At 42.9% G+C, this 19,255-nt stretch carries 5 protein-coding genes; all 5 read left to right on the forward strand.

Going from position 1 to position 19,255, the window contains the following annotated elements:
• Positions 1 to 7 precede the first annotated feature (7 nt).
• The 5 genes from I8751_RS12535 to I8751_RS12555 all read left to right on the forward strand — a co-directional run bounded on the left by I8751_RS12535 (position 8) and on the right by I8751_RS12555 (position 19,158).
• A complete protein-coding gene (locus I8751_RS12535; RefSeq protein WP_214439488.1) occupies positions 8 to 1,174 on the forward strand; it encodes an MFS transporter in 1,167 nt (388 codons plus the stop codon).
• A gap of 618 nt (positions 1,175 to 1,792) precedes the next feature.
• Entirely contained in the window at positions 1,793 to 3,496 is a 1,704-nt protein-coding gene (locus I8751_RS12540; protein WP_214439489.1) for an HAL/PAL/TAL family ammonia-lyase, read from the forward strand.
• A gap of 141 nt (positions 3,497 to 3,637) precedes the next feature.
• Positions 3,638 to 5,629: a long-chain-fatty-acid--CoA ligase gene (locus I8751_RS12545; protein WP_214439490.1), complete on the forward strand. Its 1,992-nt coding sequence runs from the start codon at positions 3,638 to 3,640 to the stop codon at positions 5,627 to 5,629.
• A complete protein-coding gene (locus I8751_RS12550) occupies positions 5,626 to 11,229 on the forward strand; it encodes a type I polyketide synthase (protein ID WP_214439491.1) in 5,604 nt (1,867 codons plus the stop codon). Before I8751_RS12545 ends, I8751_RS12550 begins: the two co-directional genes overlap by 4 nt.
• Positions 11,230 to 11,550: 321 nt before the next feature.
• Positions 11,551 to 19,158, forward strand: a complete 7,608-nt coding sequence (locus tag I8751_RS12555) for a type I polyketide synthase (protein ID WP_214439492.1) — start codon at positions 11,551 to 11,553, stop codon at positions 19,156 to 19,158.
• Positions 19,159 to 19,255: the final 97 nt, after the last annotated feature.

The following is a 19,255-nucleotide window of genomic DNA, read 5'->3' on the forward strand; positions in this document are numbered from 1 at the left end:
AGATTTTATGACAGAATTAACTTCCACAAAATCAAATTCTCCTTTCTCTACTGGATTACCAGCTTTGTATATCATAGCTTTTTTGTCTGGTATTTCTATAGGTCTATTTAATCCTTTCATCTCAACGTTCATGGCGCAACATCAAGTTGATGATTTATGGATAGGAGCAAATTCTACGGTGTATTTTCTAGTCATAGCTCTGGGAACACCATTTGTTGTAAAAATATTACCCAAATTGGGGCTTCGTAAAACTATGATGCTTGGCTTGGCATTGATGGGTTTTAGCGCTCCTTTGTTTACTATGACTACATCAATGCCTGTATGGTTTATCATACGTAGTATTATGGGCGTTGCTTGTTGTTTATATTTAGTCAGTGGTAACACTGCATTGAATCACTTTTGTCATGAAGGTAATCGAGCGATCGTCAATGGTTTGAATGCTCTAGCTTTTACTTTTGGATTTGGTATCGGCCCAGTAATGGGTTCTGCTTTCTATAATGTTTCCCCTAAACTTTCATTTTCTTTGGGTAGTGCTTTAATTTTTAGCGGTGTAATTGTAGTCTGGATAGCTTTACCCGACAAAGCTGTTGTTTTCCAAAAATCTTCACGTTCCGGGATTTTCCGCAAGCTTAAACTTCCTCTTCAGGGCGCATTTGCCTATGGTTTTGGCGAATCTACACTAGTTTCTTTATATCCCGTTTATTTGCTACGCCAAAACTACAATATAGAACAAATAGGCTATACATTTGCTGTATTTGTAGTTGGCGGTTTGCTCTCTACTGTTCCAGTGACTCACCTAGCAGACCGATTCGGCAGACTAAAAATTCTTTTTAGTAGTGTGTCTATTGTACTACTTTCATTTTTGTCTCTTTCATTGATTCAAAACTCCATTGCTACTCAGATATTTGCATTTATTGCTGGAGCTAGTATAAGCCCAATTCTACCTTTAGCAATGGCATTAATTGGAGAAAAACTTTCTAGAAATGAACTATCTTCTGGAAGTGCTTTATTCACAGCTGTATATAGTTTCGGATGTACCGCAGGGCCAATTGCTTCATCCATAGCCATGAAAGTTTTTGGTGAGAGTTACATATTTAGCTTAACAATAATGATCTTTGCAATGTTTTTGTTTTACGTGAAGCGAAAGTGGAACAGGGTTGTTACTGCCTATTAGCACCGAGTTTGTTACATAATTTTCGGATTCGGCATTACCTGGTTGAGCTACGTGGTTACAAACTTTCGAGTAAAAAATATCCAATTATTTAAAATGGGTTAAAAGCTTTTTATATAAGCTTTTAATCCATTTTAAATGGTTGCATTATTTACATCATATTGTACTAGTTTTATCGAAAGCAAAATAGATGAAACCTTTTCTAAGCAAGGCTTTCGGTATATGTACTTGCAAGATGCAAAAATGAATAAAGTCAAATTTATAGAATAGTTGCATAAACCTTGTAGTCACTTCTGATAAATATATAACAGTTCAAATCAAGAACAATCGGTTAAAACTTTCATTTTGCACTGTTGAAAATACCACAATAGCCTAAATCTTTATCTATTAATAAACAAACAAATTGAAATTAAGATCTGTTTATTTGGATAATTATTACGTGATATTTTTTTAAAATTTAGCCTTGAAAGTTTTAATCGTAGAGAATTGCTGCTTCACTACAGAACTGATGCCAGCTAAATCTCAATTTGTATTTGCTGAAATGCTATGTCAAATACTATCAGCAGAAACTAGAAGTAAAGTTAATCGCAATACCTACTACGAATTAAAGATAATCCCCGTATGAAGACACTATCTCAACCACAAAACAAAACATTTTCTAGACAATTGCCTTTCACTGGAACTTCGGTTTCAAATGTAATTGTAGGTAATCGTAAACTCACAATAAATGATGTTGCGAGCGTCGCACGTAATGGTACTTTAGTGTCCTTAACTGATAATGCTGAAGTTTTGCAAGGTATTCAGGCATCTTGTGACTACATTAATAATGCTGTTGAATCTGGGGAACCAATTTACGGAGTGACATCTGGCTTTGGTGGTATGGCCAATGTGGCAATATCCCGTGAACAAGCATCCGAACTCCAAACCAACTTAGTTTGGTTCCTTAAAACAGGTGCAGGTAACAAATTGCCCTTGGCGGATGTGCGCGCAGCTATGCTCTTGCGTGCAAACTCTCACATGCATGGTGCATCTGGCATCAGGTTGGAACTTATCAAGCGCATGGAGACTTTTCTCAATGCTGGTGTGACACCTTATGTATATGAGTTTGGCTCAATTGGTGCTAGCGGTGATTTAGTCCCACTATCCTACATTACTGGTTCGCTGATAGGCTTAGACCCCAGCTTTAAGGTTGACTTCAACGGCAAAGAAATGGATGCCCCAACAGCCCTACGTCAGCTGAATTTATCACCATTGACATTGTTGCCGAAAGAAGGTTTGGCAATGATGAACGGCACTTCAGTCATGACAGGTATTGCTGCAAACTGCGTATATGATGCTCAAGTGCTAACTGCGATCGCAATGGGCGTACATGCGCTAGATATCCAAGCTTTAAACGGAACAAATCAATCATTCCACCCATTTATCCATAATTCCAAACCACATACTGGTCAATTATGGGCAGCAGATCAGATGGTTTCTTTGCTGGCAGATTCTCACATAGTCCGTGATGAGTTAGATGGTAAACATGATTATCGTGATCAAGAATTAATCCAGGATCGTTACTCACTCCGATGCCTTCCCCAGTATTTGGGGCCAATCGTTGATGGAATTTCACAGGTTGCCAAACAAATTGAAATCGAAATCAATTCAGTCACTGACAACCCACTGATTGATGTCAATAACCAAGCTAGTTATCATGGCGGTAATTTTCTCGGACAATACGTGGGCGTGGGAATGGATCACCTGCGTTACTACATTGGGCTATTGGCTAAACATCTGGATGTGCAAATCGCCCTCCTCGCCTCACCGGAGTTTAGCAATGGGCTGCCACCATCTTTAGTTGGCAACCAAGAACGTAAAGTCAATATGGGACTCAAGGGACTGCAAATATGCGGAAACTCAATTATGCCACTGTTGACCTTCTATGGAAATTCCATAGCCGATCGCTTTCCTACCCATGCTGAACAATTTAACCAAAACATCAACAGCCAAGGATACACTTCAGCAACTCTAGCCCGCCGTTCTGTAGATATATTCCAGAATTATATGGCGATCGCACTGATGTTTGGAGTCCAAGCCGTTGATCTCCGCACATATAAAAAGACTGGTCAATACGATGCACGTACCTGCCTATCACCCGCAACTGTGCAGTTGTATTCGGCAGTCCGCCAAGTAGTTGGGCAGCCGCCAACTTCAGATCGCCCATATATTTGGAACGATAATGAGCAAGGTCTTGATGAGCATATTGCCCGGATTTCTGCTGATATCGCTGCTGGCGGTTTAATTGTGCAAGCAGTTCAAGATATCTTACCCTGCTTGCATTAATCAATTTCCAAAAGTACAAATCTCCTATTATTTGACAACGCCAAATAATAGGAGATTTATTAACACACTTATTGCATAAATTCTCCACACCAAGGCGATAAGTATAACAAGAACTACAACTCAAATTTTGCAACAACTTTTATGAATATTGCCCAAAATGTAGAGCGTGGTTGCTGTCTTTTTCCTAACAAACCAGCGCTAATTTTTGAAGGATTATATTTCACGTACAAACAACTAAACGAAATGGCAAATCGCTTTGCCAATGCTTTACTGGGGTTAGGAATTGAGCGTGGCGATCGCATAGGATTATTATTACCAAACATTCCTGAGTTTGTAATTGCCTATCTTGGTATTCTCAAAATTGGTGCGATCGCTGTTTCTATTAACCCAAGTCTGCAAAGTGATGAATTAAAGTTTATTCTCAATGACTCTGGAGCAAAGGTACTTATAACAACAGAAACAATACGAGAAAAATTGCCCAAGCAGGACTTACCGCACCTGAAGCATATTTTAATTGCGGAGGGTAAAGCAGTTGGCGCTATGCCATTGAGTGACTTAATGGCTAACGCTTCACCTAGCGCCCGTGCCGTGGAAATGGAACGTGATGATCCGGCGGCGATTCTTTATACTTCTGGTACGACAGGTTTTCCTAAAGGCGCGACTCTTTCTCATGGCAATGTGATTTCTAACATGTACTCAATGAATCACTGTTGCGAAATGCGCCCTAATGATCAAATTTTACTGTTTTTGCCGATGTTCCATTGCTTTGGACAAAACGCAGTTCTCAATAGTGGACTTAATACTTGTGCAACTATCATTTTACAGCGATCGTTTGACCCAGAAACAGTACTAACATCTATAAGCGATTTTAATATTACAATCTTTTTTGGTGTTCCTACTACTTTTATTCTTTTATGCGATAAAGCATCCATCCGCGATTTGGATTCAGTGCGTTTCTATTTTTCAGCCGCAGCAGGCTTACCTGTAGAAATTGCCAAACGATGGCAAGACAAGTTTGGTAAAGTCATCAACCAAGGATATGGTCTCACAGAAACATCACCATTAGCTAGCTATAACCACGAACTGAGGTACAAACTAGGTTCCATTGGTTCACCAATTGAAAATGTCGAGATGAAAATTGTGAGCCTCGATGATGGTTGCGAAGTTGCACCAGGTGAACTTGGCGAAATCGTCATTCGCGGTGCAAACGTCATGCTAGGTTACTGGAATCGCCCGGCTGAAACTGCCAAAGCTATTAAAAATGGATGGTTTCACACAGGTGATATTGGTCAAATAGATGAATTAGGCTACTTTTACATCGTTGATCGCCTCAAGGATATGATCAACAACGGTGGATTAAAAGTATACCCAGCAGAAGTTGAAAATGTCATTTACCAACATCCAGGTGTTGCAGAGGTAGCTGTCTACGGTGTCCCAGATTCAGTACTCGGTGAACAAGTTAAGGCTAGTGTTGTACTCAAGCCAGACCAAGTAATTACAGAAGATGAACTAATTGCGTTCTGTTACCAAAAATTAGCGAAATATAAAGTTCCTAGCACTATAGAATTTGTCACTTCTATCCCCAAAAATCCGACTGGCAAAATACTCAAGCGGCTACTAAGGCAAGAAAATTCTGCTTCACCTGTTATCAACAACAAAACACTAAAAGCAGAAACAAAGACATCTGAATCGGTAAATGTTTCTTACCAAACTGCCGAATTGATTGAAAACTGGATTATGGATTGGCTAGTTAGAAAACTGACAGTAGAAGCCAAATCAATTGACCCAAGTAAATCATTTGCTGATTATGGATTGGATTCAGTCAGGGCTGTCAAGTTAGCCCAAGAATTGAGCGAATGGTTGGGATATTCCCTAGAAGCAACAATAGTTTGGAACTTCTCCACTATCGAATCTTTAGCACTTCACCTAGCCAATCAACAAATTCCCCAACCGACTGAGTTAGCCAAGACAAAGCAAGAATCTAATTTGCATACAGAAATTGTGTCTGTTGAATTGCCAGCAAACAGTGAAGAACTTGCCGAATCTTCAGATTTAAAAGAACTCTCAGACGCGGAAATAGCTGACTTACTTACCAGAGAAATTGCTACGCTTAAACAAAGGAAATTAGTATGAATCCTAATTCAGAAAACACAAATTATCGCTTGTTATTAGAAAATGCAATTTTAGAATTGCGGCGGATGCGGTCTGAAGTTGACACTGTTGAGCAATTGCAGAAAGAACCAATTGCAATTATTGGGATGTCTTGCCGTCTTCCTGGCGGTGTCAATAACCCAGATGATTACTGGAACTTATTACATAATGGCGTAGATGCCATTAGCAAAATTCCTGCACAAAGATGGCCAGTGGATGAGTTCTATCATCCAGACCCGGATATGTTGGGGAAAATGTACACCCAGTACGGCGGTTTTTTGAATGAAGTGGATAAGTTTGATGCTCAGTTCTTTGGCATCTCTCCCCGCGAAGCAGTTAGCCTCGACCCTCAGCAGAGGCTACTTTTAGAAGTAAGCTGGGAGGCTTTAGAAAATGCTGGACAAGCACCAGAACAGTTAAATGGTAGCTTAACAGGGGTATTTGTCGGGCTGTCTATGGATGATTATGCACAACAGAGTTTTTATGGCGATCGCACTCAAATTGATGCCTACAATACTTTAAGTATTCTCAGAAGTATGGCTGCGGGGCGTTTAGCTTACGTCTTGGGTCTGCAAGGATCTACGATGCAGTTAGATACAGCTTGCTCATCTTCGCTGTTAGGGGTGCATTTAGCTTGCCAAAGTCTACGTTCTCAAGAATGCAATATGGCTTTAGCTGGCGGTGTCAACCTGATTCTTTCACCAGACCCTTCTATTGGTCTGTGTAAATTGAAAGCCTTATCTACCGATGGTCGCTGTAAAACTTTTGATGCCAGTGCCGATGGTTACGGGCGTGGAGAAGGGTGTGGGATAGTAGTACTTAAGCGTTTATCTGATGCTCTAGCTGATGGCGATCCTATCTTGGCCTTGATTCGGGGTTCGGCATACAATCATGACGGCTCTAGTAATGGTCTGACAGCCCCCAATGGTTCGGCTCAAGAAAAACTACTTCGCAAAGCCTTAGAAAATGCCAACGTCCAAGCCCATCAGATTCAATATGTGGAAACTCATGGGACTGGTACACCTTTGGGAGATCCCATCGAAGTGTTAGCCTTGGGTGCAGTCTTAGGTCAAGGTCGTTCCCAAGATAATGCTTTAGCGATAGGTTCGGTAAAAACTCAGGTTGGTCATTTGGAATCAGCCGCCGGAGTTGCCGGGTTAATGAAAGTTGTGCTAGCTCTCCAGCACGCAGAGATACCGCCACATTTACATTTGCAACAGCCTAACCCCTATATATCTTGGGAAAAACTGCCGGTTGTGGTTCCAACTCAGCCCACACAATGGCCATTAGGGACAGATGGACGACGACTAGCTGGGGTCAGTTCCTTTGGTATGAGTGGTACAAATGTCCATCTGATTCTGGAAGCAGTACCGGAGATTAAATCAGTACAGCCAAAAACTGAGCGTCCGCTTCACTTTTTGAGTTTATCGGCCAAAACTGAATCAGCACTACAGTCACTTGTCAGCCGCTATGAATCCTTCTTGGGAGGTGATGCCAAAGTAAATCTGGCAGATATTTGTTTCAGCGCGAATACCGGGCGATCGCATTTTGATTATCGGCTAGCTGTTGTGGCTGAATCTACTGTACACTTACGTCAACAACTGGCAGCTTTTGCAGCTGGTAAAACTCCAGCATTAAGTGGACAATTACACAACAAAAAACGCCCTAAAATCGCCTTTCTGTTTACTGGACAGGGTTCTCAGTATATAGGTATGGGGCGACAACTCTACGAAACCCAACCGACCTTCCGCCAAACTTTAGATCGATGTGATGAAATTCTTCGCCCTTATTTGGAACAACCTTTACTGTCGGTTCTCTATCCTGAATCTGGGACTAGTTCTCTCAATGATACCGCCTACACCCAACCGGCTTTATTTGCTCTAGAGTATGCACTCTTCCAATTATGGAAGTCTTGGGGCATAGAACCAACAGTAGTCATGGGACATAGTTTGGGTGAGTATGTTGCCGCTTGCATCGCTGGAGTTTTTAGCCTGGAAGATGGTTTAAAATTAGTTGCTGCCCGCGCTCGCCTTATGCAAGCTTCACCTCAAGATGGCGCAATGGTCAATGTATTCGCCTCAGAAGTACGAGTATTGGCAGCTATTCAACCTTATGCAAATCAAGTCTCGATTGCTGCCATTAATGGCCCAGAGAGTGTAGTGATTTCTGGACAGCATCAAGCAGTAGCAGCTGCGGTGTCTACTCTCCAAAGCGAAGGCGTTAATAGTGTAAAATTAAACGTCTCTCATGCCTTCCACTCTCCCTTAATGGAACCAGTGTTGGCAGAATTTGAGCGAATTGCCTCAGAAGTTAGCTTTTCATCTCCTAATATCAAACTGATTTCTAATGTTACCGGCACACTTGTTACCACAGAAATCGCCAATGCTGAATACTGGTTAAGACATTTGCGCCAATCTGTCAGATTTGCTGCTGGTATGGAAACCCTGGAACAGCAGGGTTGCGAAATTTTTCTAGAAGTCGGGCCAAAACCAACTTTACTAGGAATGGGTCGTAAATGTATCCCAGAAAAAATAGGAGTTTGGCTCCCTAGTTTACGCCCAGGACAGTCAGACTGGCAACAACTACTTCAGAGCTTGCAAGAATTATACTTACGTGGGGCATCAATCAACTGGTCTGGTTTTGATCAAGATTATCCACGCCGTCGGCTAGTGCTGCCCAATTATCCCTTCCAGCGACAACGCTATTGGGTTGAGACATCCCACCGCCAACAAACTTTACCAGCCAAAGACAGCAAAAACCTCCACCCTGTACTCGGTCAACGGCTTAAATTACCATTTTCTCCAGAAATTCGCTTTGAAACTCAATTTAGTTCCAATTCACCTGCTTACCTAGAGGATCATCAACTAAATGAAGTCAGAATAGTTCCTGGTGCATCTTATATCTCGATGATTCTATCCGCAGTTAAGGAGGCTTTCCCCAATGAATCTTGCATCATCGAAGATTTGTTGTTTCAAAATACTCTTGTTTGCCCAGATGATGGTAGTACAACGGTTCAGTTAGTTTTAACACCCAAAACAACTGAAGAAACTTCCTTCCAAATCATCAGTTTCTTAGGTGGAGAAGCAGAAAACGAGGTTAACTCTTGGAAAAAAAATGGAACGGGAAAAGTCCGGCTGTTCTCGCCAGTACCCAATTTCGTAGATGTGGCAGAAGTCAAGGCTAGATGTTCTCAAGTTTTATCGGGAACGCAATTTTACTCTAGTTTTCAAGAAGTTGGCTACAGTTGGGGAACTTCATTTCAATGGCTAGAAAATATCTGGCATCAAAACGGAGAAGCTGTGTGTCAAATGAAACTTCCCCAGTTACCAGATGAACTCGATAACTATCAGCTTTATCCTGGATTAATTGATTCATGTTTGCAATTGCTAAATGTTTGCTGGGATGTTAATCCTGCCGAGCAAGTTCAGAACGATTACATGTATATTCCATTTAGCATAGGCAGCTTTAGGTTTTATGGCCGTTCTTCTTTTGGTAGTCAGCTATGGTGTCATGCTCAGAAAACACAAACGTCTAATAATCAAAGCTTAATTGGTAACGTACATCTGTTCGACCAAAATGGACAGTTAATTGCTGAAATCATCGGCTTTGAAGTGAGAAAAGTTCGTCGTGCAACTCTGCTGCAAAGTCTACAAAAAGATTTAGGCGACTGGCTGTATGAAGTAGCTTGGAAAGCAAAGCCTCGTGAGCAAAATTATCAGTTGGCACAGGCACAGGAATTAGGGAGTTGGCTGATATTTGCTGACAAGCAAGGAACGGGGGTTAAGTTAGCAAAACAACTCCGAGAACGTGGCGATCGCACTATTTTAGTTTCCCCTGGTTCAGGATATCAAGTAGATGCAGAACATTACTATATTAATCCGTCAGAACCACAAGATTTTCAGAGATTAATTCAAGATCAACCTGCTTGCCGTGGGATAGTATACCTGTGGGGGCTAGAGAATGAAAGCATCGCTGATTTCCAAGATACCCAAGTTACTGGCTGTGGTAGTGTACTGCATTTAGTTCAAGCCTTGGCAAAATCAACTTGGTCTAAGTCTCCTCGCCTGTGGTTAGTTACCAAAGGTGCCCAGCCAGTAGAACCAATGTCAGAATCCCTAGCCATAACTCAGGCTGCTTTGTGGGGATTGGGACGCGTTATTGCCTTGGAACATTCCGAATTATCATGTGTGCGATTGGATTTAGATCCGGCAGACAATGGGAACGAAGTTGAAGATTTATTTACAGAGTTGTTGTTCCCAGACCAAGAAGACGAAGTTGCTTTACGTCAAGGAGTACGGAAAGTATCCAGATTGGTGCGTCGCCAAGCTCAAACCCCAGTGAATCAGCTTGCGGTTCATGAAGACGGTACTTATTTAATTACAGGTGGTCTAGGAGCGTTGGGGCTGCAAGTTGCTCAGTGGATGGTAGCACAAGGAGCCAAAAACTTAGTTTTAACTGGCAGGCGGGGAGTTGCAGGCACTGCTCAAGCAGCTATCAATCAACTAGAGCAAGCAGGGGCAAAAGTTCTAGTTGTCACAGCAGATGTGTCTAATTCTGGAGATGTGGCTCAGGTTTTAGAGGGAATCCAAACAAGTTATCCACCGCTGCGGGGTATTTTTCACGCGGCTGGTGTCTTAGATGATGGGGTATTAATGCAACAAAACTGGAGCCGCTTTGCGAAAGTTTTAGCGCCGAAGGTGTCAGGAGCATGGAATCTACACATATTGACCAAAGACTTACCTTTAGATTTCTTTGTCTGCTTCTCCTCGGTGGCTTCATTGCTCGGTTCACCCAGCCAAGGTAACTATGCAGCAGCTAATGCCTTTATGGATGCCTTGGTTCATTATCGTCGAAATTTAGGTTTACCCGGTTTGAGCATTAACTGGGGCCCTTGGGCAGAAGCGGGAATGGCAGCAGATTTAGATAGTCGCAGCCAACAGCGTATAGCTGAGAGTGGTTTTGCTACCATGTCTTCAGAACTGGGATTGCAACTGCTGGGAGATTTATTGAGGCAAGATGCAACCCAAGTTGGTGTGATGTCAGTCAACTGGGCGAAATTCCTCCAACAATTCCCGCCTGGAGGTGCAGCGCCCTTAATCTCTGATTTGGCTCCTAAAACTCAGCAGCAAACAAATTCTGCACAACCAGCCAAACAACTTGAACTTTTGCGTCAATTAGAGGAAACTATTGCTAGCGATCGCGAAAATGTTTTGATTGCTTACATTCAAACTGAGGTTGCCCAAGTTCTCAGGTTTGAAGCATCCTATCAACCAAATCCTCAGCAAGGCTTTTTCGATATGGGAATGGACTCTCTCATGTCCATCGAACTAAAGAACCGACTCGAAACCAGCTTAGGCAATTCTCTGCCTTCGACTTTGACCTTTGAATATCCCACCATCGAATCCTTGGCTGACTATCTGCTCAACAAAGTAATTACCTTGAACATAGCAGAGCCAATTGAGGTGGAGTCTCAAATAGAGACTGAAAATCAAACTGATTTGTTAATCGATATTCAGCAATATTCCGAAGATGAATTAGCAGCATTAGTTGACCAAGAATTAGAGGCTTTGCTGGGTGTCTGAATTAAGGAGACAGAGGGAAAGAGAGTTTTAAGATTTTTGCATAGATGCCCAGAATAATAGGAATGAAATTTGATTTATGAGCATCTCAAACTCCTAATCCTCTCTGCGACTCTGCGACTCTGCGTGAGATAAATTCATATCTGGATTCAGTAACCCCTAATTAAGCAGACATAATCTGAAGTAATAATTTGTGAATTTGCGTAAATCGCCTCATTAACTCCGATAAGTCTACAAAAGACATTCATTTATTTACTTTACACAGCTAAATGAGCCTGGTTTCAGGCTCAATTTCTTGATCTATTAATTACGCAATTTCTTAAAATGAGTAACACTTCAGACATCAACCAATTATCTCCCTTACAACGTTCAGTTTTAGCCTTAAAAGAAATGCGTGCCAAGTTGGACGCAGTGGAGAACGCCAAAACAGAACCAATCGCCATTATTGGCATGAACTGTCGCTTTCCTGGGGAAGCCGACTACCCTGAGAAATTCTGGGAATTACTCCACAATGGGATAGATGCTATCACTGAAGTTCCTGCTGACAGATGGGACGTGGATGAATACTATAATGCAAATCCCAATACTCTGGGTAAAATTTACACACGCTATGGCGGTTTCATTAAACAAGTAGATCAATTTGATCCTCATTTCTTTGGACTTTCCCCTTTAGAAGCAGCCAGCATGGATCCCCAACATCGGCTACTTTTAGAAGTAGGCTGGGAAGCAATCGAAAACGCTGGACAATCCCCAGAGGAATTAAACGGCAGCCAGACAGGGGTCTTTATGGGACTCTTTATGGAAGATTATTCCCGATTTAACCTATATTCTGGAGATCATCACCGCATTGATGCTTACAGCAGTTTAGGAAACGCTCGGAGTATTGCCATTGGTCGCCTAGCCTATGTCTTGGGCTTGCAAGGGCCTGTGATGCAGTTAGACACAGCTTGTTCTTCTTCATTGCTAGCGGTTCACCTAGCGTGTCAGAGCTTGCGCTCAGGTGAGTGCAATATGGCTTTAGCTGGTGGTGTCAACTTGATATTAGCCCCGGAAGCCTCTATTGGTTTGAGTAGAATGAGGGCGCTGGCTCCAGATGGTCGTTGCAAGACCTTTGATGCCAAAGCTGATGGTTATGTACGTGGAGAAGGATGTGGAATAGTCGTACTCAAGCGTTTATCGGATGCGATCGCTAATAATGATAATATCTTGGCTGTGGTTCGCGGTTCGGCAGTCAATCATGATGGTGCTAGCAGTGGTCTAACAGTACCGAATGGGCTAGCTCAGGAGAAATTAATTAATCAGGCACTTAAAAACGCTAAGGTAGCACCAGAACAAATCAGTTATGTAGAAACCCACGGTACAGGCACATCTTTGGGAGATCCCATTGAGGTGAGAGCTTTAGGCTCTGTGCTGTGTCAAGGACGTTCTCCAGAGCAACCTTTGCTGATTGGTTCAGTGAAAACTCAGTTGGGTCATTTAGAATCAGCTGCGGGAGTTGCCAGTTTAATGAAAGTGGTGCTGGCTCTGCAACACGCAGAGATACCTCCACATCTGCATTTACAACAGCCCAGCCCTCATATTCCTTGGGACAAACTCTCGGTTGCTGTGCCAACTGTGCCAACTCAGTGGCCGAAATCAACACAAAAGCGCTTGGCTGGGGTCAGTTCCTTTGGGATGAGTGGTACTAATGCTCATTTGATTATCGAAGAAGCACCAGAAATTAAATTAGAACCGCAAAAAACCGAGCGTCCGCTTCACTTGCTGAGTTTATCGGCAAAAACTGAGGCAGCACTACTGGCACTTGCTAGCCGCTATGAATCTTTTTTAACATCCCATCTAGAAGCATCTTTAGCAGATATTTGTTTCACAGCTAACACCGGGCGATCGCATTTTGAACACCGTCTTGCTGTGGTTGCTGCATCTAACGCAGATTTGCAAGAGCAACTAACAGCTTTCTCTAGCCAAAAGAACACCAGCAAACTAATCAGTGGTCAGGTACAGAATAAGCGTTCTAAAGTTGTGTTCATGTTTACTGGGCAAGGTTCTCAGTATGTGGAAATGGGACGGCAACTCTACGAAACCCAGCCGACCTTCCGCAAGACTTTAGACCGATGTGACGAAATTCTGCGTCCTTATCTTGAACAACCTTTGTTATCAGTACTTTTCCCTACATCTGATGTTGCTTCCCCGTTAAATGAAACAGCATATACTCAACCAGCACTGTTTGCTTTAGAGTACTCCCTAGCTGAATTGTGGAAATCTTGGGGAATTGTGCCAGATGCAGTTATGGGTCACAGTGTTGGCGAATATGTAGCCGCTTGCGTTGCTGGAGTGTTCAGCTTGGAAGATGGGCTGAAATTGATTGCCGAACGCGGGCGTTTAATTCAATCACTACCGCAAAACGGCATGATGGCGGCGGTGTTCACCAATGAAGCGCGGATAAATGATATTTTAGCGCCTTATGCCGGGCAAGTAGCAATTGCGGGGATTAATGGCCCAGAAAATATTGTCATTTCTGGAGCCAGAGAAGCTGTGCAAGCAGTGCTGAAAGAATTGGCATCTCAAGGAATTAACGCCCAACCTTTGCAGGTTTCTCATGCTTTCCACTCCCCTTTAATGGCCAGTATCCTTGAGCCGTTTGAGCAGATAGCTAGCTCGGTGCAATTTCAAGCGCCACGCATTCCCCTCATTTCTAATTTGAACGGGCAAATACTTAAATACCAAGAAATTCCCAATGCAACTTACTGGCGACAGCATCTGAGGGAAGGAGTCAGATTTTATGCCGGTATCAAGACGCTGCATGAACAAGGATATGAAATCTTTGTGGAAATGGGGCCGAGTTCTACATTGGTAGGTATGGGTAAAAGGTGCTTGCCAGAAGGTACAGGCACTTGGCTAACTTCTTTGAAAAAAGGACAACCAGACTGGACACAATTACTTTCTAGCTTAAGTGAGTTGTACGTCCGGGGTATAAAAATCAATTGGACTGCATTTGACCAAGATTATCAGCGCCACCGCATTGCCCTACCAACTTACCCATTTCAACGTCAACGCTACTGGGTAGAAAACACAAGTCCCGTTAAGAGTGAACAGGTTCAAATCCAGAAGCCAGTTATTTCCCAAGTCAACACTTTGCCAAAAATTCCGCTTTCCGTACCACCAAACTGGTTTCATAGTTGGCAATGGTCTTCAGAGGTGTCAAGCCAATCCCAAGATATTCCTTCAGGGGCAATTTTGATCTTTAGCGATCGCCACCAAGTAGGAGAAAATTTAGAAAGGCTGTTTGACTCTAAAAACTACACTACATACTTTGTCACACCAGGTGAAAGCTTCAACCAAACAGGACGAAACTTTACTATTAATCCGGCATCTGTTGAAGACTACGAACAGCTAATAAAAAATATCAAAGCCGATGGTGTTACAGTTACAGCCGCCGTTCATCTTTGGAACTACAGTTTGTGGGCTGCACCGCCAGAACAATTACTAGAAAATGACCGCCTGCTGAATGAACGCGTTTACAGTCTTTTGTTTTTGGCACAGGCACTAGTCAAACATTACCCAGTTTCTCCCTTCAATTTCTTAGTGGTGACTCAAGGTGCTTATTCAATATCTCCAAATGATTCCCTTCAGTGTGTACATCAATCTATGGCAGGTGTACTGGCACAGGTGGTGGCACAAGAAAATCCTACTATTAAAACAAAAGTTGTAGATTTTAACCAAGATGTCTATCTGCCAGAAAAATTAGCCGATATTTTGTTCCAGGAAATGAAAGCTGCATCTACTGGTGAAGGTATTGTTGCTATCCGCGACGGTCAACGGTTGAGCCGCACCCTGGAAAAAATTAATGTACCCACAGACAATGATTCTCTGCCTTTGTTACCAGGAGAAACTTGGTTAATTACTGGTGGTACAAGTGCTGTGGGGACAGAAATAGCCTTAGCTTTGGTTCGACAGGTACCAATCAATTTGGTGCTAACCGGTCGTCATCCACTTCCCTCCAGACAAGAATGGCAATCTCCTAGTCATGATTCCCAGACTCAGCAACGTATCCAGGCAATTCAGCAATTAGAGCAACTCAAAGCCACAGTCATGTATCAGGCTGTGGATGTGACAGATGCCTTGGGGATGAAGCAATTAATCGAGAACATCAAATCTCGCTTTGGTAACTTGCATGGAGTCATTCATGCAGCGGGTGCAGTTGACCACAGCACATTTAAATTACTGCAAAAACAACCTGCGGCAGTCGCCAAAGTTTTAGCGCCGAAGGTTCAAGGAACCATTATTTTAGATGCTGTCACACGCAACGAACCTCTAAAATACTTTGTGTTGTTGTCCTCGGTTTCCGCTTCTAAAGCCGAATGGGGAACTGGGATGGGCGATTATGCAGCAGCCAATACGTTCCTTGATAGTTATGCTGTCTACCGGACACAACAGGGTGGTCAGGGACGCTCCTTAGCTTTGAATTATTCTCTGTGGAGCGATCGCGGCATGGGCGCTCTTTTAGGGGCATCAACTTTATTAATGGTAAAATCCAAAGGTCTAAATCCTCTAGAACCAGAGCCAGCTGCCAATGCTTTTATCAAAGCTTTATCTTTGGATACTTCGGCGGTAATTCACATTATTGACTTAATTGCTCAAGTCACCCCAGAGGTAGCACCAAAATCCGCCACGAGTCCACAACAAACTAAATCTCGTAATTTGCGACAACTTGTCCGAGAAGTTTTACTGCAACATTTACGTATTCCTGAAGAACAGGTGGAAGGGCACAAAACTTTTCAAGAAATGGGGCTAGATTCAGTTGGAACTGTAGAAGTTGTTCAACATCTAGGTACAGCGATTGGTGAAGAGTTATTTCCGACTTTGCTGTTTGAATATCAAACACCAGACGACCTTGTAGATTATTTACAAAGCAAGTACGGTTATTCTGTTAAGAATATCCCCACCCCAGAAGAAACATCTAGCCTGGAAGCAGAAAAATTAGTTACCCCAAATGTCGAAACCGAGGAAAAATACCCAGATGTTCCAGAGCAAGACATCGCCATAATCGGCATGGCTTGTAAGATACCAGGAGCTGATAATTTAGAACAATACTGGGATTTACTCGATGCAGGACGCTCAGTCATTCAAGATGTGCCTGATGACCGTTGGTTCAACCAACACTACTTTGAAGCCAAAGGCAATGCTCCTCAACCAAAAATATCCAAACGTGGATGTTTTGTAGACCGTCCCTTCGACTTTGACCCGATGTTTTTTGGCATCTCTCCCAAGGAAGCTACCGCGATGGACCCACAACAGCGGTTGTTCTTGGAGCTTTCTATGCAAGCCTTGCAACAGGCAGGCTACGGCGGAAAATATCGCCCAGACAATATCGGCGTGTTTGTTGGTTGTGGACAGAATACTTACATTGAACACTTCACCAATTATCAGTATTATGAAGAATTACATCAGCGTTTGCAAGAGAGTCCCTGGTTTGATCATCTCACTTCCCAAGACCGCCAGCACTTGCTCAAGACGCTCTCACAAGTACTGCAACCGAGTGAAATTCTCCCTGAATCGGCTGCTGGTAACGAGGTCAACGAACTGGCGGCACGAGTCAGCCATTGCCTGAATCTCAAGGGGCCAAGTATGGCAGTTAGTACTGCTTGTTCTTCTTCCTTGGTGGCATTACATATTGCTTGTGAAAGTTTGCGTTCTGGTCAAACTGGTATGGCAATAGTCGGCGGGGTCAATTTAAATCTCAGTCCTAGCCCCTTCACTTTTTTACGGAAAGCACAGGCTCTTTCTTTAAGTGGAACCTGCTATCCCTTTGACCGCCGTGCCAACGGCATCGTTTTAGGAGAAGGTGCAGGTGTGTTAATTATCAAACCTCTAAAACAGGCTTTGGCAGACGGGGATTTGATTCATGCTGTAATTAAAGGTTCGGCTGTTAATAATGATGGTCATTCCCAAGGAATAACTGCTCCCAACCCCAAAGGTCAAGCGGAAGCCGTCCGGCAGGCTTACAAGAGTTGTGGTGTAGACCCTCGAACTATCTCCTACATTGAAACCCACGGTACGGGTACTCTCCTGGGAGATCCTGTAGAGGTAGAAGGTATGACACAAGCTTTCCGTAGCTTTACTGATGAGCGAGGATTCTGTACTATTGGTTCTGTGAAATCCTCCATTGGTCATTTACTTTCCGCTTCCGGGATTGTCAGCCTCATCAAAGTGGTACTGGCCATGCAGCACGGTAAGATTCCTCAAACTGTAGGTTTTGAGCAGCCTAATCCCCATATCAACTTTGCTGACACACCTTTTTCTGTGGCAGGTAAGAGTATACCCTGGTCGCAGAATGAGAATCCATTACGTGCAGGTGTGAACGGATTTGGATTTGGTGGAACTAATTGTCACGTTATTCTTGAGGAATCCCCAGCCACAGCTAATTTGCCAACTGAAGTCAAAAGTTCTGCTCCTAATTTGTTAGTTCTGACTGCACGCAATCAACAAGCACTTCAAGAAGTAGCTAGACAACTACACGAACATATCATTAATCATCCTGAACAAGAATCTTCTCAAATCTGCTTTACTCAGAACAATGCCCAAAGAGAATTACCTTACAAAGCTGCTTTGGTAGTTAATGACCGCCAACATCTGCTCAATCAACTGGAAGTTATTTGTTTAGGACAAACACTAACAGATATATATACAGGTCGAGCCAACCCGCAGCGCACAACACCATTTCACTTAGTCTTGGATGGAACCAGTGCCATTGCTCCCGCAGAGGTGGAAACTTTAGGAAAACGTTTTCCCCAATTCCAAGCAGCTTACAATAGTGTGCGCGCAGTATGTAATGAGATGAGCGAACAGGCACATATATTTGCGGTGCAGTACGCTTGGGGACGCTTATTGATGTCTTTGGAACTACAACCCACTAATTTATTAGTAGAAAAAATCGGTATCCTAGCGGGAGCGACACTGCGGGGAATGTTGACATTAGAGCAAGCGATCGCTTTGATGCTACAAATAGAAGGACAAAAAGGTTTCATTTCTAATGATGTGTTCGCAAAAGAACAGCTACCATCAACTTGGACTTGCTCATTAGTCACTTCACAAGGAATTTTCAGGTATTCTGACACAATTTCAGCGGCTCAACTAGTAGCGCTGGTGCAAGTATCTGAGCAGTTGAATGCAGATGCGTGTCAAGATGTCATCTCTAAAGAAAGTGTTTACCTACACTTGGGATATTCATTCGCTCTCAAAGAACAATTAGCAAGTTTGGATGAACTGGGAGTTTGGATATATTTAGACAAACAACAACCAGTAGTAGAACGTCTGTTAACCAGTCTGGCAAAGACTTATGTAGCAGGAGTGAGATTTAATAGCATACCGCTATTTCCTCAAGGTCTACGTCGAGTGCTGCTGCCTACTTATCCCTTCGAGCGTAAAACCTACAGAGTATCATTAGTTGATAGCAGTCAGGAAAATCAAGAACCCTCAATACCTGCTCCTAAATTATTGCCACTACCTCCAGACAGCCAGCATCATTCAGATGTAAAGGTTTTGGATACCCATCCGGTTGCGGTAGCTCAAAGACTGTTACCAGTTGAAAAATTACCACTGCTCACAGACAGCCAACGTCAGTTAAGTTACGCCAAGCTGACTCAGGATTTGAAGGTTTTTGACAATAGCCAAGAACCCAGCCATCCGGTTGCGGTAGCTCAAAGACTGTTACCAGTTGAAAAATTACCACTACTCACAGACAGCCAACGTCATTTAAGTTACACCAAGCTGACTCAGGATTTGAAGATTTTTGACAATAGCCATGAGCCTAAGCATCCGGTTGCAGTAGCTCAAAGACTGTTACCAGTTGCAAAATTACCGCTACTTACAGACAGCCAACGTCAGTTAAGTTACGCCAAGCTGACTCAGGACTTGGAGAAGTTTGGTAAATAGGCTTAAGCCATTGCTTACGGTATAAAACTTGCAGATTCAGTTAGGACGCAGAAAACAAAGAAAGCGAACCCTTTGTTTTATTGCTCCTAACTTTTTT

This window comes from Atlanticothrix silvestris CENA357 (assembly GCF_016056295.1).
Lineage (GTDB): Bacteria > Cyanobacteriota > Cyanobacteriia > Cyanobacteriales > Nostocaceae > Atlanticothrix > Atlanticothrix silvestris.

Bases quoted from the DNA above. Each gene is read 5' to 3' on its own strand.
- I8751_RS12535 (WP_214439488.1), top strand. From the start codon at position 8: ATGACAGAATTAACTTCCACAAAATCAAATTCTCCTTTCTCTACTGGA.
- I8751_RS12540 (WP_214439489.1), top strand. From the start codon at position 1,793: ATGAAGACACTATCTCAACCACAAAACAAAACATTTTCTAGACAATTG.
- I8751_RS12545 (WP_214439490.1), top strand. From the start codon at position 3,638: ATGAATATTGCCCAAAATGTAGAGCGTGGTTGCTGTCTTTTTCCTAAC.
- I8751_RS12550 (WP_214439491.1), top strand. From the start codon at position 5,626: ATGAATCCTAATTCAGAAAACACAAATTATCGCTTGTTATTAGAAAAT.
- I8751_RS12555 (WP_214439492.1), top strand. From the start codon at position 11,551: ATGAGTAACACTTCAGACATCAACCAATTATCTCCCTTACAACGTTCA.